Annotated in this window: 21 protein-coding genes and 2 other annotated features; of the genes, 6 read left to right on the plus strand and 15 right to left on the minus strand. The window is 49.6% G+C overall.

All coding sequences use genetic code 11. From position 1 onward, the window contains the following. Nucleotides 1–216: 216 nt before the first annotated feature. Together hemQ and ACFO4U_RS09665 are read left to right on the plus strand one after the other, a co-directional pair. Nucleotides 217–993, plus strand: coding sequence for a hydrogen peroxide-dependent heme synthase (gene hemQ / locus ACFO4U_RS09660; protein ID WP_215243598.1), 777 nt, complete (start codon nucleotides 217–219; stop codon nucleotides 991–993). A 75-nt stretch (nucleotides 994–1,068) separates the two neighbouring features. Beyond that, nucleotides 1,069–1,215, plus strand: a complete 147-nt coding sequence (locus ACFO4U_RS09665; RefSeq protein ID WP_012727492.1) for a hypothetical protein — start codon at nucleotides 1,069–1,071, stop codon at nucleotides 1,213–1,215. A gap of 3 nt (nucleotides 1,216–1,218) precedes the next feature. On the opposite strand, the gene ACFO4U_RS09670 is transcribed toward ACFO4U_RS09665, so the two are convergent. Continuing rightward, entirely contained in the window at nucleotides 1,219–2,157 is a 939-nt protein-coding gene (locus ACFO4U_RS09670) for an ATP-grasp domain-containing protein (RefSeq protein ID WP_074035547.1), read from the minus strand. Between the two features lie 153 nt (nucleotides 2,158–2,310). Here ACFO4U_RS09670 and ACFO4U_RS09675 point away from each other — a divergent pair, with 153 nt between their 5' ends. Further along, the gene (locus tag ACFO4U_RS09675) at nucleotides 2,311–3,801 is read left to right on the plus strand and encodes a potassium/proton antiporter (RefSeq protein ID WP_159563045.1); all 1,491 of its coding nucleotides are present in this window, start codon (nucleotides 2,311–2,313) and stop codon (nucleotides 3,799–3,801) included. Between the two features lie 41 nt (nucleotides 3,802–3,842). On the opposite strand, the gene trpA is transcribed toward ACFO4U_RS09675, so the two are convergent. Genes trpA through trpD form a run of 5 tightly spaced genes read right to left on the minus strand, consistent with a single transcriptional unit; the run spans nucleotide 3,843 to nucleotide 8,068 of the window. Then, nucleotides 3,843–4,610, minus strand: coding sequence for a tryptophan synthase subunit alpha (gene trpA / locus ACFO4U_RS09680; RefSeq protein ID WP_215243597.1), 768 nt, complete (start codon nucleotides 4,608–4,610; stop codon nucleotides 3,843–3,845). After that, complete coding sequence (gene trpB / locus ACFO4U_RS09685; protein ID WP_031422059.1) at nucleotides 4,607–5,794, minus strand: tryptophan synthase subunit beta; 1,188 nt, start codon at nucleotides 5,792–5,794, stop codon at nucleotides 4,607–4,609. Before trpB ends, trpA begins: the two co-directional genes overlap by 4 nt. Further along, a complete protein-coding gene (locus ACFO4U_RS09690; protein ID WP_215243596.1) occupies nucleotides 5,791–6,345 on the minus strand; it encodes a phosphoribosylanthranilate isomerase in 555 nt (184 codons plus the stop codon). Before ACFO4U_RS09690 ends, trpB begins: the two co-directional genes overlap by 4 nt. Continuing rightward, nucleotides 6,321–7,082, minus strand: coding sequence for an indole-3-glycerol phosphate synthase TrpC (gene trpC, locus ACFO4U_RS09695; protein WP_215243595.1), 762 nt, complete (start codon nucleotides 7,080–7,082; stop codon nucleotides 6,321–6,323). Before trpC ends, ACFO4U_RS09690 begins: the two co-directional genes overlap by 25 nt. Beyond that, nucleotides 7,079–8,068, minus strand: coding sequence for an anthranilate phosphoribosyltransferase (trpD, locus tag ACFO4U_RS09700; RefSeq protein WP_074035535.1), 990 nt, complete (start codon nucleotides 8,066–8,068; stop codon nucleotides 7,079–7,081). Before trpD ends, trpC begins: the two co-directional genes overlap by 4 nt. A gap of 55 nt (nucleotides 8,069–8,123) precedes the next feature. Next, nucleotides 8,124–8,351: a binding site (T-box leader), on the minus strand. A gap of 48 nt (nucleotides 8,352–8,399) precedes the next feature. Continuing rightward, nucleotides 8,400–8,628, minus strand: a binding site (T-box leader). A gap of 242 nt (nucleotides 8,629–8,870) precedes the next feature. Here trpD and ACFO4U_RS09705 point away from each other — a divergent pair. Further along, the gene (locus ACFO4U_RS09705) at nucleotides 8,871–10,184 is read left to right on the plus strand and encodes an amino acid permease (RefSeq protein WP_047795620.1); all 1,314 of its coding nucleotides are present in this window, start codon (nucleotides 8,871–8,873) and stop codon (nucleotides 10,182–10,184) included. Between the two features lie 83 nt (nucleotides 10,185–10,267). Here ACFO4U_RS09705 and ACFO4U_RS09710 read toward each other — a convergent pair whose 3' ends face one another. The 3 genes from ACFO4U_RS09710 to ACFO4U_RS09720 form a co-directional block, all read right to left on the minus strand. After that, nucleotides 10,268–11,758: a murein hydrolase activator EnvC family protein gene (locus ACFO4U_RS09710; RefSeq protein ID WP_074035532.1), complete on the minus strand. Its 1,491-nt coding sequence runs from the start codon at nucleotides 11,756–11,758 to the stop codon at nucleotides 10,268–10,270. 421 nt (nucleotides 11,759–12,179) lie between these two features. Continuing rightward, a complete protein-coding gene (locus tag ACFO4U_RS09715; protein ID WP_074035530.1) occupies nucleotides 12,180–12,545 on the minus strand; it encodes a DUF423 domain-containing protein in 366 nt (121 codons plus the stop codon). 12 nt (nucleotides 12,546–12,557) lie between these two features. Then, nucleotides 12,558–13,163 carry a trimeric intracellular cation channel family protein gene (locus ACFO4U_RS09720; RefSeq protein ID WP_012727503.1) on the minus strand — a complete coding sequence of 202 codons (606 nt, stop codon included), beginning with the start codon at nucleotides 13,161–13,163 and terminating at the stop codon, nucleotides 12,558–12,560. Between the two features lie 93 nt (nucleotides 13,164–13,256). Between ACFO4U_RS09720 and ACFO4U_RS09725 the strand changes: the two genes are divergently transcribed. After that, complete coding sequence (locus ACFO4U_RS09725) at nucleotides 13,257–14,894, plus strand: ABC1 kinase family protein (protein ID WP_159563052.1); 1,638 nt, start codon at nucleotides 13,257–13,259, stop codon at nucleotides 14,892–14,894. Here ACFO4U_RS09725 and ACFO4U_RS09730 read toward each other — a convergent pair. Then, a complete protein-coding gene (locus tag ACFO4U_RS09730) occupies nucleotides 14,833–16,416 on the minus strand; it encodes a GNAT family N-acetyltransferase (protein ID WP_215243594.1) in 1,584 nt (527 codons plus the stop codon). The genes ACFO4U_RS09725 and ACFO4U_RS09730 overlap by 62 nt on opposite strands. Then, a complete protein-coding gene (locus ACFO4U_RS09735; protein WP_159563054.1) occupies nucleotides 16,413–16,925 on the minus strand; it encodes a glycerol-3-phosphate acyltransferase in 513 nt (170 codons plus the stop codon). The genes ACFO4U_RS09730 and ACFO4U_RS09735 overlap by 4 nt, the downstream gene beginning before the upstream one ends. Nucleotides 16,926–17,018: 93 nt before the next feature. On the opposite strand from ACFO4U_RS09735, the gene ACFO4U_RS09740 reads away from it, so the two are divergent. Continuing rightward, nucleotides 17,019–18,431 carry an NAD-dependent succinate-semialdehyde dehydrogenase gene (locus tag ACFO4U_RS09740; protein ID WP_196431350.1) on the plus strand — a complete coding sequence of 471 codons (1,413 nt, stop codon included), beginning with the start codon at nucleotides 17,019–17,021 and terminating at the stop codon, nucleotides 18,429–18,431. Between the two features lie 51 nt (nucleotides 18,432–18,482). On the opposite strand, the gene ACFO4U_RS09745 is transcribed toward ACFO4U_RS09740, so the two are convergent. The 4 genes from ACFO4U_RS09745 to ACFO4U_RS09760 all read right to left on the minus strand — a co-directional run bounded on the left by ACFO4U_RS09745 (nucleotide 18,483) and on the right by ACFO4U_RS09760 (nucleotide 21,329). Beyond that, nucleotides 18,483–19,115 (minus strand): HAD family hydrolase, encoded by a 633-nt coding sequence (locus ACFO4U_RS09745; protein WP_031422042.1) that lies wholly within the window; start codon nucleotides 19,113–19,115, stop codon nucleotides 18,483–18,485. A gap of 113 nt (nucleotides 19,116–19,228) precedes the next feature. Continuing rightward, complete coding sequence (locus ACFO4U_RS09750; RefSeq protein WP_215243593.1) at nucleotides 19,229–19,594, minus strand: rhodanese-like domain-containing protein; 366 nt, start codon at nucleotides 19,592–19,594, stop codon at nucleotides 19,229–19,231. Nucleotides 19,595–19,702: 108 nt separating this feature from the next. After that, nucleotides 19,703–19,981 (minus strand): DUF5327 family protein, encoded by a 279-nt coding sequence (locus tag ACFO4U_RS09755; RefSeq protein ID WP_078147766.1) that lies wholly within the window; start codon nucleotides 19,979–19,981, stop codon nucleotides 19,703–19,705. Nucleotides 19,982–20,042: 61 nt separating this feature from the next. Beyond that, nucleotides 20,043–21,329, minus strand: coding sequence for a DUF2252 domain-containing protein (locus ACFO4U_RS09760; RefSeq protein ID WP_074035520.1), 1,287 nt, complete (start codon nucleotides 21,327–21,329; stop codon nucleotides 20,043–20,045). Between the last annotated feature and the right edge of the window lie 4 nt (nucleotides 21,330–21,333).

A 21,333-nucleotide genomic window follows, 5' to 3' on the forward strand; every position in this document is an offset into this window, starting at 1 on the left:
TCGCCATAAATCGCTTAGAATCAATCATTATATGAATAGAACAGTTTTGACAAACCGACTGATACAGCCATTTTTGTAGCCGTTTTCATGTTTCTGTCCTCTGTTCTTTACCCGCCATGAATCGTGATAACCCTCACAGTGCCTCAAAGTTGCCAGTCAGTGAAGCGTGTATGGTAAAATAGACGGCGAAGCCAAGTCCCGAAAGGAGATTTTTTTATGTCAGAACGTCCAGTACCTACAACAGATACACAACATGCCGCCGCCACATTAGACGGATGGTATACACTTCATGATTTCCGCACGATTGATTGGGCTCGTTTGAAACTCGTCGATGCTGAAAAGCGTCAACAGATGATTGATGAGTTCACAGTGCTCCTCGCTTCTCTCGAAGAAGTTGAAGCAAAAGGCGAAGGAAGCCACGCCTTTTACTCGATTCTCGGTCAGAAGGCAGACCTCGTCTTGATGGTGCTTCGTCCGACATTCAACGAACTTGAAGATGTCGAGCGCGCCTTCCGCAAAACGGCGCTATACGACTATATGATTCCGTCGTATTCATACGTGTCGGTCATCGAGCTCGGGATGTATCGCGGATCTGGAGACGGGGACCCGTATCAAAATCCTCATATCCGCTCACGCCTCTATCCGACACTTCCAAAAGCCGCACACATCTGTTTCTATCCGATGAGTAAAGCTCGTCGCGATGGCGACAACTGGTACATGTTGTCGATGGATGAGCGCAAAGACCTCATGTATCGTCACAGCATGATTGGCCGTAGCTACGCCGGTAAGATTCAACAGTTCATCGGTGGGTCGACTGGATTCGACGCATGGGAGTGGGGCGTCACGCTCTTCGCTGAAGATTCACTTCAGTTTAAGAAAATCGTTTACGAGATGCGTTTCGACGAAGTAAGTGCGAAGTATGGAGAGTTCGGCGACTTCTACGTTGGGAACATCTTACCAAAAGAAAATTTGAGCACATTCTTTAGCGTGTAAAAGGTTTACGCGTATAACACCTCGGGAATTAAGGATGATGTAGGCAAGTTATCCTGATTAACGAGGTGAACAACGATGCGCGTGTTTAAAGAAACCGATCGTGACACTGCGGAACGTTTAGATTCGTTCATCGAACGAATGGCACCGACAGCAGAATTAGTCCAACATCGATTTGAAGAGCAACTCAAACATACACAGCAAAAGGGTCAGGCGAGCGCCTGACCCTTATTTTGTCGTAGTGACGTGAAGTGCGTCGCCTAAGAAAGTAGCCAATTCAAGCATTCCGTAGCGTCCGGCTTTCGCTTCAGCATCGGAATTATAGTTCGTGTTTGTATTGACGTCGTATGCGTAGACGTTGCCGTCTTGGTCTCGAATGATTTCAATCCCCGCAATATCGATTGCATTCGCTTTTAAGAACTGTTCGAGCTTTGGAATGATGGGGTCATCGAACCCTTCGACGATTTCAAACTTCGCCGGCGGCGTCTCCCCGACTGGGCAGAACTGGTCTTCAATCGAGCAGGCATCAGCAGGACAGAGCTCGAACCCTTCCGACGTGTCGACACGGACCGCATAAAGGAACTTTCCGCCGATGAACTCGCAACGGGTGATATACGGTTCCGGGGCTTCGATATACTGTTGAATGAGCGTGATGCCGTCAACCGATTCCTCGAACGAGGGACCATATACATATTCTTTGAGTCCTTCGATCGTATGGAACAATTGGACCCCAAGTCCTTTTCCGGCACGATTATGTTTCGTGATGAATGGCGTCAAAGCTAACTGCTCAGCCGCTTCGATGATTTGCGCCTTACCGACTGCCGCAATCGTCTTCGGCACGCGAATCCCTTCACGTCGAAGCGCCGTGTATTGATTGACTTTACTCACTTCGAGGCGGATGGCACGTGTGCCGTTGAACACGGTCCGGTCGTTTGCCTCTAACCAAGCGAGGACGCCTTCCGTCAATTCTGGTGCGTACCGATGCCCACGTGTGTGCGAGGAGGCACTCATCCGATTATAAAAGACACCTTCCGGGGGCATTGCTTCGAGATCAATCGTCCCTTGGTCCAAGTGCCACAATTCATATGGCAAGTTCAATTCTTTTAAACGGTGGACAAGGTGGTTCGTCCATTCTTCGTTTTCATGAATGACGTGAATTTTAGACATCATCATTCCTCCTTCTATGATGTGTTTACTTTACCATATTCATAACCGACAATTCCAATGTGTATGGTTTGCCTAATCCTCAATTCTGAAATATCAGACGATTTCATGGTATAATGAACTTAAGAGTATTGTTTCAGAAAGGAAGTGTTGTGTTTGCCCGTACCTGTTATAAGTACTGATGTACTCATTTTACTCTTCGGTCTACTTCTCGTTGCCGGTGTCATGGCGACACGAATCTCGACTCGATTCGGCTTGCCCGCCTTGATTTTATTTATGGGAATCGGCATGATCATGGGAAGTGACATTACTGGTCTCATCTTCTTTGACGACTCGAATTTAGCGCAGCTGATTGGAGTCGCTGCCTTGATTGTCATTTTGTTTGAAGGGGGTCTTCAAACGAAATGGTCATCAATCCGGAGCGTCCTCGCCCCTTCTGCCTCGCTGGCGACGCTTGGGGTATTGATTACTACAACAGTAGTCGCCGTGGCCGTTCGTTTCGTATTTGGTTTCGATTGGATTGAATCTTTCTTGTTCGGTGCGATCATCGGTTCGACCGACGCAGCGGCCGTCTTTGCCGCATTTAAAGGAAAGAATATCTCACCGAAAGTCGGTGCGACTCTCGAAGCCGAGTCCGGCACGAACGACCCAATGGCGATGTTTTTGACGATTCTCGCCCTCGACTTCATGATGAAGCCGGATACGACCATTTGGGACGGAATTTGGATGTTCGCCCTTCAAATCGTTGTCGGGGCATTGATCGGCTTCATCCTTGGACAACTGTCTCGCCTCATGTTGAACCACTTGAGACTTGATTCGAGCGGATTACATGCCGTCCTCATGATTTCCATGGCGTTTCTTACCTATGGTGTCACAGCTTACTTATTGGGAAGCGGATTACTCGCCGTCTATATCGCCGCCATGATTGTCGGAAATGCGGATACAGCGCATGAAGTGACAATCGTCCAATTCTCAGAAGCGCTCGCGTGGATCATGCAAATCATCATGTTCGTCATCCTTGGGTTACTCGTCTTCCCTCGTCAACTCATCGAGCCGGACTTGATTTGGAAAGGACTACTCATCTCATTCGTCCTTATGTTCTTGGCACGTCCGATTGCCGTCTATTTATCGACACTTGGCATGTCATTTACGAGAAAAGAAAAGTTGTTCATCTCATGGGCTGGTCTAAAAGGCGCCGTGCCGATCGTCCTTGCGACTTTCCCGCTTATTGCCGGTACCGAAAATAGCCAACTGTTATTCAATGCCGTCTTTTTCGTCGTCGTGACGAGCGCCCTGATCCAAGGGACGACGTTGACGCCACTTGCTGAGAAGTTAGGGTTGCTCGGTCCGGATAAAATTCGTTCTCCGTATACGATCGCCCTTGTCTCGAGCAAACAGTCTCAACACAAACTCGTACCTTACGCGGTCACAGCAACTTCATCCATGATTGGAAAAACGCTCGCGGACATCACACTCCCACCGAACACCGTCGTGAACGCCATCGTCCGAAACGAATACTTGATTCCACCGAACGGTCAGACAGCCATCGAAGAAGGTGACCTCTTATACGTGCTCGCCTCGATGTATCGTCATGATCAACTCGACCAAACATTTGGTGAAGATGGACTCGATCGAGTCGAATTATGAGAAGATAGAAAATCAGCGCTTCGCCTGAAGCGCTGATTTTCTTATGCATGGATTTGCTTTGCCGATCGAATGAGCGTCTCGACATCCTCTGTCCGTCCTTCATGAAGCGCTTCGACGATAAAGCTCCCGACGACGACACCGTCACACGCTTGCCCCAACGTCTGCACTTGCTCCGGACGATGGACTCCGAATCCTGCTAAGACGGGAACCCGTGACTGCTCAGTCAATCGAGTTAAGTAGGCGAGAAGCTCGTCTGGGAATACATCCGCTTTCCCGGTCGTTCCTTTGAGCGTGACCGCATACACGAATCCTTCTGCTTTTTCTAAGATGGATGCCGTTCGTGCCTCACTACTCGTCAGCGTGACGAGCGGGATGACGGCGACGTCATGCCGATTGACATCTGCGAATAACTGGAGGCTCTCCTCAAACGGAAGGTCAGGAATAATGACCCCGCTCACACCACATTCGTTCGCCCGGTCAAAGAACGGTTGGACCCCGAACCGAAACACGGGATTCAAGTATGTCATCAAGACAATCGGAACGTTAAATTGATCTTTTCCTTCTATTAAATGGTTCAATACCATTTCAAGCGTCACACCAGCTTCAAGCGCGCGCATTCCTGCCGCTTCAATAATTGGTCCATCCGCCACCGGATCGGAGAATGGGATACCGAGTTCAATCGCCGTCGCCCCCATCCGTTCTAGTTCCACAATGGTCGGAATCAGTCGCTCCATCCCGCCGTCACCGGCCATGATATACGGAACGAACGCCGCTCCTTCTCGCTGTCGAATCGCTGTCTCTAGTTTCATCGTGTCGCCACCTTCTCTCGGATTGTATGGACGTCTTTGTCTCCGCGCCCTGATAAACAAATCACCAGTGTATCGTCTTCTCCCATCGTCTTCGCGAGCGTCTCTGCATAAGCGAGGGCGTGTGAAGACTCCAATGCAGGAATGATTCCTTCTTGTCGGCTGAGTGCGAGACACGCGTCGAGTGCCTCGTCATCCGTGACGGCCGCATAGCGCACCCGCTCAATATCTTTCAAGAAACTGTGCTCCGGTCCTACCCCTGGGTAATCGAGTCCGGCTGAAATGGAGTGCGCTTCCTCGATTTGACCCGCTGCGTCTTGCAAGACATACATGAGCGACCCGTGTAAGACACCGACTTCCCCTTTTGTGAGGGTCGCTGCGTGTTTATCCGTATCGATGCCACTTCCAGCCGCCTCGACACCGTAGAGCGCGACCGACTCATCGTTCAAGAACGGATAGAACATGCCCATGGCGTTGCTCCCTCCGCCGACACAAGCGACGACGGCGTCCGGGAGGCGTCCCGTCTGTTCAAGGATTTGCCGACGTGTCTCTGTCCCGATCACGCTTTGGAAATCACGTACCATCTGCGGGAATGGATGCGGTCCGAGAACGGAACCCATCACATAGTGCGTATCGTCGACATGTTTGACCCAGTAACGGAGCGCTTCATTGACGGCATCCTTCAACGTACGACTGCCTGATTTGACAGGAACGACTTTCGCCCCGAGTAATTCCATCCGAAACACGTTCAATGCTTGGCGTTCAACATCGACCTCACCCATGAAGATGGTACATTCTAAATCGAGTAATGCACATACTGTCGCAGTCGCAACACCATGCTGACCCGCTCCCGTCTCGGCAACAACTTTTTGTTTGCCCATCCGTTTCGCAAGGAGCGCCTGCCCAATCGTGTTGTTGATCTTATGGGCACCGGTATGGTTTAAGTCTTCACGTTTCAAATAGACGTTCGTCCCGAGACGGCGACTCAGGTTCGACGCATAATAAAGTGGCGTCTCACGTCCCACGTATTCACGTAATAAAGAAGAGAAGCGTTCTTGAAACTCAGGATCTTGCTTCGCTTCTTCATAAGCGACCTCTAATTCTTCGACCGCCTGCATGAGCGTCTCCGGAATGTACTTTCCACCATATTGTCCAAACTTCCCGTTCACTGGTTGTGCATACATCATAGTTCCTCCTTGGCGCGTTGAATGAACGCACGAATTTTTTCGATATCTTTCACACCGTCCGTCTCGACACCGCTCGAGACATCGACGCCGTCTGGTTGGATGAGTTGAATTGCTTGTCCGACATTGTCAGGGGATAGCCCGCCCGCTAGCCAAAACGGACGTTGCGGCCGGTCCATTGTGCCCCAATCTAAAATCTGTCCACTCCCTGGGGTCAGATGGTCGATCAAACGCACATCTGCCGTCTCCTCGGTCGACGCATCGATGATGGGCAATCCGAAGGTACGGAGTTGTTCGATTGACTGCGTCCGATGGTGAATTTGTAAATCCGTCAGCCCTACGTCCAGCGTTTCCTCGATCTCTTCCATTGAAGGACTTAAAAACACACCAACGATCCGAACCGATTGTGGGATATGTGCAGCTAATCTCTTCGCAGTCGTCACGTCGATTTGTCGAGAACTCGGGGCGAAGACGAACCCGATTGCATCCGCTCCCGCCTCGACCGCCGCCTCAACAGCTTCCTTTGTTTTTAGTCCACAGATTTTAACGAACATGTTTTCAACTCCTCGAGTAACCGGGTCGGGTCCTCTTCACGCATAAGTGCTTCCCCGACGAGAATGGCGCTTGCCCCAGCTTCTTTTAAACGTGCAGCCGCCTCGACCGAACTGACCCCGCTCTCGCTGACGAATGTGACCTCAGGATAGCGTTTCATCAAATCAATCGATGTTTCGAGGGATACCTCGAACGTTTTTAAGTCTCTGTTATTGATGCCGATTAACACGTCATCAAGTTCGAGGGCGATGCATAACTCCGCCTCATCATGTACTTCGACTAAGACGTCGAGACCGATGGAGCGAGCGTATCGCGTCAACTCCTGAAGACGTGTCGGATGGAGTGCCGCCACGATCAAAAGTGCCACACTCGCTCCGTAATGCTTCGCATAGTCGAGTTGTCGTTCATCGATGATGAAATCTTTACAGAGCACCGGGATGGTGACGACATCGGCAACTTGTCGCAAGTCGTCAAAAGAACCGTTAAAGTACGTCGTGTCTGTCAAAACGGAGATCATCGTCGCACCAGCTTTTTCATATTGACGTGCCCTTTTAGCGACGTCGACCGTCTCCCGAATCATTCCTTTCGAGGGGGACGACCGTTTGATCTCTGAAATGATATGGAATCCCTCGCTCATCACATGTAAGAGAGAGATTGACTTCGTCACGGGGACATCGATGGGCTGCATGCCGCTAACCTCTTCTATTTTCGTTCCGATGATTTTCGTTAAATAACTCATGCTTCGACCTCCGTACGTTGTAAGTTTTGTAATACGCGTAAGGCGTGCCCTTCATCGATACTACGTTTTGCTTCTTTCACTCCTGCACGAAGCGTTGCGGTCGTACCATACGTGCAAAGGGCAAGTGCCGCGTTTAATAAGACGACGTCGCGTGCCGGTCCCGACTCTCCATTCAATACGGCAAGAAGTGTCGCAGCGTTCTCTTCTGGTGTGCCTCCACGTAGCGCTTCAAGCGGTGCCCGCATCAAGCCGACATCTCGTGGGTCGACCGCATAACGCGCCGTCTGTTCCCCATCAAAGAAGTACACGTCGTTCACACCGGCGAGACTCGCTTCATCGAGTCCACCTGCTCCATGGACGACCATACCGCGCTCCACCCCGAGATGACGCATCGCGGTCGCCATCTTCTCGAGTAACGATGGATGATAGACACCGACAAGTTGTCGTTTCGGACGAAGCGGGTTCGTTAACGGTCCGATTTGGTTGAAGATGGTCGCCGTCGCGAGCCGTTTCCGGACCGGCATGACATGCTTCATGATCGGGTGGACATGCTGGGCGAATAGAAAACTGAGATTCGTCCGTTTCAAGTCAGCATGTACTTCTTCTGCCGTCTTCACAATCGGAACGTTCAATGCCTCTAAGACGTCCGCGCTTCCTGATCGACTCGAGACGCTTCGATTCCCGTGCTTGGCGACCGGAATCCCAAGACCCGCCAGGACAAAGGCGACGGTCGAACTGATATTAAACGTATGCGCCCCGTCGCCGCCGGTACCACAAACATCTAGTACGGGTAAATCACTTTGGGGGAACTGTGCCGCTTCACGAATGTATGCTGCGAGTCCTGCCATCTCTTCTGCTGTCTCACCGCGCTCTTTCATCGCCAGCAGCACTCGTTCGATTTGCGCTTCATCCGCTTGGAACATCTCGCTCGCTGCCACTTTCATATCTGCTGTTGATAATGCGTTTGTCTCCAATTGTTGAATCATCGTCTGTTCCCCCTCTAAAAATGTGTATAAAAAAACTCCATACGACAGTCGTCGTATGGAGGACGGTTCAATACCGCGGTGCCACCTCTCGTTGATTTCAAAGAATCCACTCTCCGATGCAATCACATCGTATCCCGATAACGGGGGAAACCGTCACGACCTACTCTCTTCAGCCATGCTCTCATGAGCCCATTCACGCGGACGCCTCGGTCAGGATCTCACCATCCCTGACTCTCTGGACGAAACGTCTTCTCGCGCTACTCTTCTCAATCCTCGATTTATATTATTGAAACGAAAAAGGGGTCACCCGTCTCCTCATAGCCTGCGCTATAAGAAGGACGAGTAACCCCGTGGTGCCACCTTCGTTGGTTCCAAAGAACCCACTTCACGGACAATCATCCGCTTCCCCGTGATAACGGTGGGTAACCCGCTAAAGCCTACTCAAAGTTCGGTTTAGAGCTCAGAAGTCCATTCGCGACGTCCCATATACTGATTCGCACCAACCATCAGCTCTCTGTCATACAGGATTCGTCGTTACTTCTCTTCGTCGACGCCTTTATTCGTTTCAGTTAAGTTAATTCGTACTATACAGGGCAGATGAATCCATGTCAAATAAAAAAATTATAAAAACTTTGCCTCTATATGTGCATCCAAAAATGAGAAACCTTCATCGATTTTTCGAATTGACATTGTTTTTTTTCGTCTGCTATAGTCGTCCACAACAACATTTCACTCAGCTAAAGGAGAATCGATTTTGGAAACAAATAAACTAAAGCGCGAGCTGTCCACCCGGCAACTTACGATGATTTCCCTCGGGAGCGCCATCGGAACCGGGCTGTTCCTCGGAAGCGGTCTCGCGATTCAAACCGCTGGCCCGAGTGTGCTCGTCAGCTATGCCATCGGGGCGTTCATCGTCCTCTTACTAATGGGTGCTCTCGCCGAAATGACGGTCGCCCATCCAACATCCGGATCATTCGGAACGATTGCCGAGCGATACGTTCATCCACTCGCCGGTTTTCTCGTCCGTTACTCTTACTGGGTCGCGAACGTACTGGCTGTAGGGGTTGAAGTCAGTGCCATCGCCATCTACATGCGCTACTGGTTCCCAGATGTGAACGGGTTCGTTTGGGTCGCCCTCTTCGGTGGACTACTCATTTACGTCAACGCCCGTCACGTTCACACGTTCGGAACGACCGAATACTGGTTATCCTTCATCAAAGTAACTGCCATTATCTTATTCATCGTCCTCGGTGCCGCCACATTGTTCGGCGAACCAGGATCACCGATTGAGTCAATCACGACAGGAAACGAAGGCTTCTTCGCGTTCGGCTTTTACGGAATGTGGGTGACGATTTTCATCTCCCTCTTCAGTTTCCTTGGAACCGAACTCGTCGCTGTGACAGCGGGAGAAGCGAAAGACCCGGACCAGGCCGTACCACGCGCTTTACGCGCGACCGTGTTCCGCTTGACGTTCTTCTATGTCGTCACGCTCGCGATCATGCTCATGCTGATCCCATGGCAGCAAGCCGGGATCGACCAAAGTCCGTTCGTGCTCGTCATGGAACAGTTCGATGTCCCGTTCGCGGCAGGCATCCTCAACTTTGTGATTTTGATCGCCGCCTTGTCTGCGATGAACGCGCAACTTTACGCGTCGACACGTATGATGTACTCGCTCGCGGAAGCCGGCGATGCACCGAAAGCGTTCAAAAAAATCAGCAAAAATGGGATTCCAATGTTCGCGCTACTCGTTTCAACAGGCGGGATCGTCCTCGCCGCTTTGCTACAAGTATTCATGGAGTCGTCGTATCCATTCTTGATGGGAATCTCGATGTTCGGAGCTATTTTCACTTGGTTCATGGTCTTCGTCTCCCACTTGTTCTTCCGTAAGAAATGGACTGGGCGAAAACTCCCTGTCCGCATGATGGGATATCCATTCCTCCCATTGCTCGGGGCGGTCTTACTGCTCAGCCTGATGATCACGACATGGTTCACGGATTTCAACATCTTGCTGAAATTCGGCGTACCTTGGTTGATCGGATTGACGATCATCTATTACGTGCGTGAACAAATGCGTAAAAAACAAGATCGTCCAAGCGATATTGAACAAGCCAACTAACGAGTATCCCTTCGCAATCGCGGAGGGATTTTTTACGCACAAAAACTCCTTTCGCAATCGAAAGGAGTTTTCTGGTTGATGCATCAGAAGAACTGACGCGGATTGACCGTGCTACCTGCGCTCGTTGCCGAGTATGAGTAGCCGCCTTTATGAATCTCAAAGTGCAAGTGCGGACCTGAAGAGTTCCCTGTGTTTCCAAGTGTCCCGATGTTCGACCCTTGCGTCACACGCTGTCCAGAGCTGACAGATACCGAGTTCATGTGCGCATAGACCGTGGTCCAAACTTGACCGTTGATCACGTGTGCGATCATGACGTGGTTCCCGTATGCGCCACCCCAACCTGCACGAATGACCGTACCTGTCGCAGATGCGCGAATCGGTGTCCCTGTTGGACCAGCGATGTCTACACCGTTATGGAACGTGTAACCAAACGCACCGCTCGCCGGACCCCATCCTTGTGAGTAGCGTCCTGAAGCCGGTTGAATGAACATCGAACTAGACGGAGCTGGCGTCGATGTCGTCGGCGCCGGTTTTGGCTCTGGTTTCGGAGCTGGCGTTGGAGCCGGTGCCGGTTTTGGAGCTGGCGTTGATGCCGCCGTGTTGTTTGAAGACGACGAAGACGGGGTATTCGATTTATTGTCTTGCTTTTGTTGAGCAGCTTGACGAGCTGCTTCCGCTTCTCGTTCTGCCTGACGGGCAGCCTCAGCTTGACGTGCAGCTTCTGCTTGGCGGGCTTCTTCCGCCTTACGTGCCGCCTCTTGACGAGCTGCTTCTTCCGCACGACGACGGGCTTCCTCTTCTTCCCGACGCTGCGCTTCGATTTCAGCCGCGATTGCCTGTTCTTGAGCGACTAATGTTGCTTCAATCTCTTGAAGGTCAAAGATTTGCGATTCGAACTTGATGTTCTTCTCTTCAAGCTCTTTGATGCGTTTTTCACGTTGCTTCATTTTCTTCTCAAGCTCGGCTTGACGCACTTCGAGTGCTTTTTGTTGTTCAAGAAGTGAAGCACGCTCTGCTTTCAAGTCAGCCTGCGCTTCTTTCAACGAACGCTGTGTCGCTTCATAGTCATCAAACAACTCTTGGTCACTACGCTGAATCGTTCCAGCTGTGATCATACGTGTCACGAGATCAGAGAGATTTTTTGAACCGAAGATGAACTCAGCCCAGTTGATTGAACCGCCACCGTTCTTTTGCATCGTGGCCATACGCTCTTTCATCATCGCTTCTTGCGCCTTCATTTTTTCTTGGTAATCTTTAATATCGGCTTCAAGATCCTCGATCTTCATCTCGGTGCGCTTGATTTCTTGGCGTTTCATGGCGACATCATTGATGATGTCTTGCAATTGTGCGTCCATTTTGTTGACCTCAGCCTGAACTTTTGAAATCTCTTCCTTGTTTCCTTCAATTTTTGAAGATGTTTCTGACTGGTCTTTTTTCACACTGTCGCGCTTTTCTTTTACTTTTTGTTGTTGTTCTTGCTTCTCTTTAATCGAAGTCGATGCATCCGCAACTGTATGTGTGCTGATGAGCATCACACCGAGCGTCAACGTCGAGACTGTGCGTTTCCAATTCATGAATGGGGTACATCCTTTCTTAAATGACAAACGTGAGTACCTACTACACTACATATTTAAAGCCGTTTCAGTATGTAACAAAAACGATCATTTGGTTGAGTTTCAACACGACTAATTATATCTAACTGATAGATATTTTCCTGTTAAAGTTATATTTCAATTTTATTACGCAAGAACAAAGGTTCGGACAATGAATGCATAGAACTTATTATTTACCAATACCTTTTCAGACTGTTCGATTTGACATCTTTCTGTAATGTTTTATGTAAATAGAGAACGATTTACCCTATTTTAAAATAATAAGCGCATGGAACTGCATATCCCTTTTCCAATTAATAGGATGACTCATCAAAAAAATCCATGCCGTCGCTGCATGTGAACATGAGCAAAAGCATGGATATCGAATAAATGGATTCTCAAGTTATAGTTTCATCGCACCGACGATGACAAAGATCCAGGCAGCGATGAATAACACGCCGCCAATCGGTGTCACGGCTCCGAGTTTTGTAATTCCCGTCAATGCCATGACGTACAAGCTTCCTGAGAAGAAGACGATCCCCGCAAACATGAGCCAACCGGCCACGTTGAACTGGCTGATGCTCACGCGCATGAGGAGCGCTGCAATCCCAATGATTCCAAGCGCGTGCACCATATGGTAGAGCACACCTGTCTGCCAGTTTGCCAACATGTTTGGCGCCAATCTCTCTTTTAGCGCATGGGCGCCGAATGCACCAAGTGCCACACCGAGTGCCATCAATCCGGCACCGATCATTAATAAGATCTTCATTTCCGTTCCCCCTTATCTGACTTTTCGTGCTGGTAAATTCCACTTCCGATAGTAGGATATCACTCGAAGTGTCGCGACGACAATTAAAAGCGCGTACACAGCAAGACCGCCTTCGAGTTTGAAGTAATACGTAATGACCGCAATGAGAATCGCCCAAATCGCATACACCTCAGATTGTAAGACGAGAGGCTTACGTCCTGCCAATAAGTCCCGGACCACACCTCCGCCAACGCCAGTCAAGACAGCCGCCGCAATCGCAGCAGATAAAGGTAAATCAAGCTTGATTGCGACCTGCGCCCCTTGAAAGGCAAAAGCGACGAGACCAATGGCGTCGACAATGACACCCCAGCGTTCCCAATGTGGCAATACGACACTCGGGAGCAGGAAGATGAGGAGTGCGACCAGAAAACATAAAATAAATAAATCATTCTGTTGCCAAATTAAACTGACGGGGTTTCCTAACAGGACGTTTCGGATCGCGCCGCCTCCGAAGGCGGTGATAAACGCCAGTAACCAAACCCCAAAAATATCGTATTTTTCATCCATCGCAATGATGGCTCCGCTCGCCGCGAACGCAATCGTTCCGACGACGTTGAGCAATTCCCACTCCATGAACATCCCTTGCCCTTTCTTCAACGCATTGTATGGTAAAGTATAGTTACAAAAATTCAGGTCAGTCGTGCGACTGTCGTAAAGGATGTCGGTATTACAATGAAACGTATCGCTTTGTTCCGCATATGGATTATCGTCACCATGTTCGCCCGATTCATCATTCGGCTGTACGCCTTTTCACGCAAACAACAACAAGGTGTCGCCACGACAGAAGAATATGAAGCACTGATGCTCAAGCTCGCGCGTGAGTATAAGCGTAACGCGCTACGACTCGAGGGCTTGTTAATCAAACTCGGACAATTCTTATCAATTCGTGCAGACTTGCTACCACCCGCCGTCTTGAACGAGCTGTCAGAGCTCGTCGACCGTGTCCCGACGTCTGGTTGGGAGAAGTCGCGCGCGATTCTAGAGGCAGAATGGGGCGTCCCATATACCCAAGTCGTCAAAGACGTCGGCATCGACGCCGTCGCCTCGGCTTCCATCGGAGAAGTATATGGTGCCACGCTTCTTGAAAACGGCAAACGGGTCGCCATCAAAATCCAGCGTCCGAATATCGAAAAAATCATCCGAACCGACTTCCGTGCGATGCGGATTGTCACATCGATGTTAAAGCGGACATCCCTCGCTAAATCAACCGACTTAGATAGCTTATATCGCCAAATGATTTTTGTCATCGGGGATGAACTAAATTTCCAAACTGAATTAAAAAACGCCCTGTATTTTAAAGCCAAATACGCCGATAACCGAGACGTTTACATCCCGGACTATCACGAACATCTCTGTACGAACCGCGTCTTGACGATGGACTGGGTCGACGCACGCCGAATCACCGACCTCGCCTTTTTAAAAGAAAATGGAATCGACCGTTCCGCCCTAGCTGAACGACTCTTCACACTCGCTGCCGAACAGCTATTGTTTGGTGGGCAGTTCCATGCCGATCCACACCCCGGAAACGTCCAAATTCGAGCCGATGGCACCATCATCTTACTCGATTTCGGTATGGTCGGACAGACAACGGCGCAAGACATGGCCACGATTCGGAATATCTTACAGGCGTTCATCTCGCTCGACTATGATAGCATCGTCGATGGATTAGAAGACTTGCGCTTCCTCTTACCGACGGCAAACAAACAAAACATTCGCCAAGCACTAGAGAAAGCGGTCACTTTCTACCTAGAAACGGACATCGATACCGTCGATACGAAATTGATTGAGAAGGTGTTACAGGACATTCAATTGCTTGTCAAAAACGAACCGATTCAGCTCCCGGCAGAATTTGCCTTCTTCGGTCGGGCCGCCTCGACCTTGCTCGGGATTCTGCAAATCCTCGATCCGAAAATCGATCTGTTCACACTCGGTAAACCGATTGTCATCGAATGGCTCGAGGAAGACGGGACAACGCTTCAAAATCGTTACGTGAAGACCGGAATCAACTACGCGAAGAAACTGCTAAACGTTCCTCCACTTCTGGATAATTACTTAAAAGAACCGACACGAAAACGTCTGTCGGAGCAAGCGATGTTCCAACGAAACCTTGAATCCAAGGAACTCTTGCACCGTCAGACGTTCAATGCCATCGTCATCTTGCTCGGTTTGCTCGTCGGCCTACTCGGCTATATTCGACCGGATGAATGGCTCTTCTGGTCAGGTGGCGTCGTCTCCGTTTTAGCTTATTTCAATTGGAGACGCCTCGGACGAAAGATTCGTCATTTGGCACGCCAAGACTTTCGAGTATAAGCGAACCGTCACTCTCAGCAGTGGCGGTTTTTTGTTGAATCCATTGTGCGATATAAGCACCGACGTCACGCATCATGCGAGGTGTCGTCCAACCCATGGTCGATACTTGAATGACGTTCGCCTGCTTTAAGTAGTCACTCTCATACTGGACGAGATAGCCTTGATAGGACAGTTGGCGCCCGAGCTCGACCGAGGATAGCTCGCACGGAACTGGAATCGTGATGATGCCAGGTGATTGGGCGGGACACACATCGACCGATAAACCGTTCTCTTGTAAGGCATTAAGCAACGTATTCATCTTTACAGAATGTGAAACGACTTCATCTTCTTTCAACTCATCCAGCGCGATCGCCATCGCTGAGAGAAGCGGTTCCGATTGTGTGAAGGCAATCGGTTGATAGAGGGATAGATCCAAATAGCGCGCTGTATGTGGTGTCGCAATCGCTGGATGCTTCATTGCCACGAACGCGAGACCCGGGGCGTTCCGTAACGCCTTTCCTGAAGAGAAGGTCACGTAGTCCGCAAACGAATAGTCATAGACGAAGGTTCCGACGGCACTGATCGCATCAATGGCGACAACGCCTTGCCATGTATGAAGCGGGGCAAGGTTGATTAAAATCCCTAACGATGTCTCGCAATGAACCGTCCATACCCAGTCTGGTGCAATGCGCTCAAGTTGCGAAATATCCCATTGTCCCTCTTGGTCCACTGCGACCACGTCAAAAGACAGACCGACACGCCGGGCATGGTCAATCAAGCGTTCTCCAAATTCACCCGCATTGAAAATGAGGCCGTGTCCGTCCAATCGAGCCGCGACCGCATCGTTAGCGACGGTCCCGCTTCCAAGGAGCGTATAGACATGAGGGAGTCCGATTCGTTCCGCCAGTTTTCGTTGTACCGCTTCAAGCACTCGTCCCGTTTCGTTTGAACGATGTGGGCGCGGCTGCATCGAGAGTCGTTCTCTTACACGGTCCGAACATTCAACGGGTCCTGCTAGTAAACTTTTTGGACGTAGGATCGATGCTGATTTGGATTCATAAAAAGCCGAACGCGTCAACATCATCGGAATATATCTCGCTTCGTCAGGACCAATCGGATCCGCGAACGGCACAAACCCGAATCGATGATAGAGCACTTGTTCACGTGTCGTTCCACTGATGACAATACCATCGACATCACGCTCTGTCGCATCGTCGATGACCGCGCGCATCAATCCAGCGAACGTCCGATTGCGTCGATAAGGTTTAGTCACAGCGAGGAGGCGAATCTCAAGCCAATTCCCATCAGGAATGCGTACTCCTTTTTGTTCCAACGAAAACGGCCGTTTGCCACGTAACGCACACATGGCGACCACTTCCCCATCCACTTCTCCAATCCAATATGTATTTTCTTCGTGAAATCGGTCGACAAGTCGCCTTTCCGGATTTGGTGGATGTTGTGGAATCTCTTCAACGAATGTTTCGTAATTTAACCGATGTATCGCTTCAAAATCTGATATTTCGGCTTTTCGATACACAATCATGTTCTTTCCTCCTTCACATGATGATACGTAATCACGATAGCGATGAGTATGGCCCAGATGACATCTTCGAGACTTCCGAAAGCTGCCAACGGTAATAACGTAAGCATGACTAATCCCGTCTCGCGAGAGTTCCCCGTTAATTTGATTAAGAGTAACAAGATAACAAGACCCCCAATAAACCACCACGGCTCATATGCCCATATGATTCCAGAAAAAACGGCATATCCCTTCCCTCCCGCACGGATTCGCCAAAATGGATAAATATGCCCGAGCGTGAGCGCGAACGCCGTCTGCCAAAAATATGGTCCGCTCATCTGTAGGACGAGAATCGTCTTGAGCACGTCGAATCCATAGACGATTAGAAACGCCTTTACTCCACCGATGCGATGCGCATTGCGTGCACCGGTATTCTTCGAACCAGTTGTCGCTAAATCATGTCCACTTAGCACCCCATACAGTCTGCCCCCGAGCAGACTTCCGACTAAATAGCCAATGACGATGATCCACATAGTATCCCCTCTTTTTTTTGTAAATTTGTGTGCGTTTCAGAAAAACGGGTATCCTCTAATTAACTGTGCACTTTTTGGAAAGGGGAAATCAAGATGCGAGAAGAGAAAAACTTCATTAATGGGGAATGGACAGAAACGGGACAAACGATCGAGGTACGAAATCCAGCCACAGGCAATGTGATGGCCGTCGTGACAAAAAGTGATACACAAGAAGCGACACAAGCCGTCGACGCTGCGCATGAGGCGTTAGAAGAATGGCAACAAAAAACAGCAGAAGAACGAGGGGAGCTACTTACTGAATGGCATCGTTTGATTGCAGAACATACGGAAGAGCTTGCCCGAACGATGGTCGAGGAACAAGGAAAACCGCTCAAAGAAGCGATCGGCGAAATCAACTATGCAAATGGATTCATCGACTGGTATGCGGCAGAAGGGCGTCGTGTATACGGTGAGACGATTCCTGCTTCATCGAACCAAAAACGAATCTTTGCCATCAAACAACCGGTCGGCGTCATCGCAGCCATCACACCTTGGAACTTCCCGGCTGCCATGATCACACGGAAAGTTGCTCCAGCGCTCGCTGCGGGCTGTACGGTCGTCATGAAACCAGCATCGGCGACCCCGTTGACCGCCATCGAATTGGTGAAATTAGCGGAGAAGGCCGGATTCCCAAAAGGGGTCATCAACCTTGTCACAGGACAAGCGTCAGATATCGTCAAAGCGTGGCAACAAGATAAACGTGTCCGAAAGTTGACGTTCACAGGATCCACGGAAGTCGGGAAAATGCTCATGCGTGATGCTGCGGACACGATGAAAAAGATTTCGCTTGAACTGGGTGGGCACGCCCCGCTCATCGTCACAGCTAAAGCGGATTTAGATAAGGCTGTTCCGCAAGCGGTCGCCACGAAATTCCGAAACGGTGGACAGACGTGTGTCTGTGCGAACCGAATTTATGTCGAACGCGCCGTCGTCGATGAATTCTCGGAGCGTTTCATTAAAGAGGTCGAAGCGTTGAAAGTCGGGAACGGACTAGAGGAAGGTGTCGACATCGGTCCGCTCATCGATGACGATGCGCTCAGCAAAGTCGAAAAGCATATCGAGGACGCGCAGATTCGTGGCGGTGAAGTATACGGTGGCGAGGTGCTAGACGGCTTATTCATCCGTCCTGCTGTCATCCGTTATGCGAATGAAGACATGCTCTGCATGAACGAAGAAACGTTCGGACCCGTCGCACCGATTGCAACGTTCGATTCGCTCGATGAAGTCATCAAACGGGCGAACAACACGCCGTTCGGCTTAGCCGCTTACTTGTTCACGCAAGACATCAATGAAGCGGTCTATTTAGCTGAATCGTTAGAGTATGGGATTGTCGGTGTGAATGACGGACTTCCGTCAACGCCGCAAGCGCCTTTCGGTGGTTGGAAAGAGAGCGGACTCGGTCGTGAAGGCGGTCATCACGGTATTGAGGAATTTTTAGAAGTAAAATACATCTCTCTCGGATTGTGAGTATAGGTATACAAAAAGGCTTGTCGACATTGATATGCGACAAGCCTTTTCTTATCGGTTGACCCACTCGACTAAATCGTGTGGAGATTGAATCACGTGATCTGCAAGTGCCCACTCTTCTTCATTACCGAACCCGAATCCTGTCAAGACGACGGGGAAGTCATGAGCGCGAGCCGCCTCGACATCCGATTTACGATCACCGACCATAATATAGTCCGCCTCTCCGTGCCGGACACGGTGCGCTGTCAGAATGTCTGCCTTCTTCTCGCCCCCAACAGATTCTAAACATTCGGGTGCCGTCATATATGGACGAATCTGTTGCGTATCTAAAATCAAATTCATATAATGAACACCGCAGTTACTCGCTGTCGTCAGCGTATGACCTTGCTCGTGAAGTGTCTCCAACATCTCACGAATTCCGTCAAATAAGACATTTTGTCCTTCCATCGTTTGCTCAAGCGTCGTATGACGGAGTCTGCGAATGAGACGAATCTCCTCAAGCGTCGCTTCTGGGATGACATGCTCCCAAAACGCGTTACCTGCCAAGCCGTATCCTGAACGGACCGCCTCTTCACTCGGTTTCGGAAGATGAGGAAGCTCCTCGAGTGCCTCATGAATCGCCTTCGTCATCGGTCCGGTCGTATCTACTAACGTGCCATCGATATCAAATAAAATTACTGCCATTGGATTGATCTCCTCTCTTTCACTCTCTCCCTACCGTAGCAGAATCCCCGAAAATGCAAAAGAGAAAACGTGGTGACAAAAAACGACTGAACCGATTCGTCCAGTCGCATCTATTATCCACGCCAGAAGTTCATTCCACCCTTTACAGAATAAACGTCGGTATATCCGGCACTCTTCAGCATCGCTGCCGCGCGTTGGCTACGCATCCCGCTCTGACAGATAACATAGACTGGACGCTCTTTTTCTTTCGGATATTTCGCTTGAGCATTACCGAATCCGGATAAAGGTACATTTTTCGCTTGCTTGATATGTCCCCCACGGTATTCATGCGGCTCACGTACGTCCAACAATTGAATGTTCCGTTCTTCTGCGATTCTTCGTTTTAAATCATCCGTCGAGACTGTTTTTATATTGTTTCGACGACTCCACCAGAAATACACAAGTCCAATGACGACTGCCACAAAAAGAAAGTCCAACATATTCACGCCTCCATTTGCATTTCGTTTCTTGTACCCATTATACCCCCTATGGTATTTAAGTCAATGAAAATGAATCCACAAAAAAACCACATGTGCATCACATGTGGTTCAAAAATCGAGCAATGAATCGGATTTAGGTTGTTCGTCTTCTTCCATGGGAATCCCGAGAAAAGCGGCCATCTGACGATCAAGCGGAGGTTTCGTTTCACTTGTCACGGTCGGGGACTGTGATGCCCCAACGCTTTTTGCTTCAGACGTCTCCGCTAACAAGAGTTCACAAAAACCCATTAACTTTGCCAAATGACGCTTTTGCGCTTCGCCGGTTGACGACTCAATCTGTGTCATCACCTGACGCATTTGGGCGATGACTTGTTGTTCTGTAATCATAGTCCGTACACATCCTTTACGCTTCCATTGTGCAGGATTTCATCCTCAATTCGCAAGTTCCTTAACGATTCCTTGACTCGACCCAGTTTAAAAAGGCGTCATAATCAAAACGAACTTGATTTGCATAAAAATCAGCCCATCTCGATAACTGTCGAATAAACAGGGACGGAGAGTCACCGATTGCCGCCGCGATTCGTTCGCTTGCCGTATAATCGAGCACATTGGAGGTCGCATCGGCCCGTGCATGAATCTTCGCCGTGATTTGCGCTTGCACCTTCAACGTCTCAATGAGCGACGTCTCATCTTTCATATGTTTCGCTTTCACTTTTCGCTTATACGGAGAACGTTGCCTCACATAATATTCTTTGTCGTCAATCGTCAAATAGCCGAGATACGGGTCACGACTGTGGACCATTGCCCGTTGCGCAGCGACGACACGAGCGCCTTGATGCGACAATCCGTTTTCAAACAGCGGATGTGTCGGAAGAAAGAGAGACGGGACGGCAGATTGTGCTTGTTTCATCTCTAAAATGACATCTTCATCATGCTCTTCATCGGCACCTTCAATCAAAATATAGTAGCGTTCTAATCCGATAGAAGCCGTTCCGCTTTGAAGTTTGATGGCGATATCTTTGATTTCATAGTGATCGGCATGATGTCGGTGTTGATTTGACAAAGAAGACAGATAATCGCCCCATGCCGCTTCAATTTTCTCCCGTACTTCCGAGGAGATGGGAAGCAAGTCGTCACTCGTTGAAAAATAACGTTCCTCGTCTCTTACCTCCGTCCGTTCGGACATGAATTCATCTTTCTTCTTCTCCGCTTTTTTAATAACTTTTTTGACCGCTTTACACGTGTTCTCTTTCGTGAATTGAATATGCTCACTTCGTCCAAGCGCATGTTTTTCAATGGCTTTGGCATAGGACTCAGCAAACGCTTGAATGGCTGCTTTGCCATCGAACCCGGACTCGGCGGCGAATAAATCGACAGAGACCGCCATCCGCAACAAATCAAACAGGTATGAACCGATATACGCCTCATCAAAGTCGTTCACGTCATAGATGATGGTACCGGCCCCGTCTTCGAACACACCGAAATTTTCAAAGTGTAAGTCTCCTTGAATGAACGTCGGATGATCGGGACCTGTGTCAAACGCGATTGGCACTTTCGCAAAGTCGTAGTAGAACAAGTGTGAGCTACCCCGAAAGAACGAGAACGGGCTCGAACTCATCTTCGCATATTTTTCTTGTCTCGCCTCTTCCGAAAGCTGTCGAATCGACTGGTCGTAAAAATCAAGGACGGTCCCGATCGTCTCGCATCGAATTTGTTGTTTGACGGCTGTGAACATACGG

Source organism: Exiguobacterium profundum, from assembly GCF_042652865.1.
In the GTDB taxonomy this organism is placed as follows: Bacteria; Bacillota; Bacilli; order Exiguobacteriales; family Exiguobacteriaceae; genus Exiguobacterium; species Exiguobacterium profundum.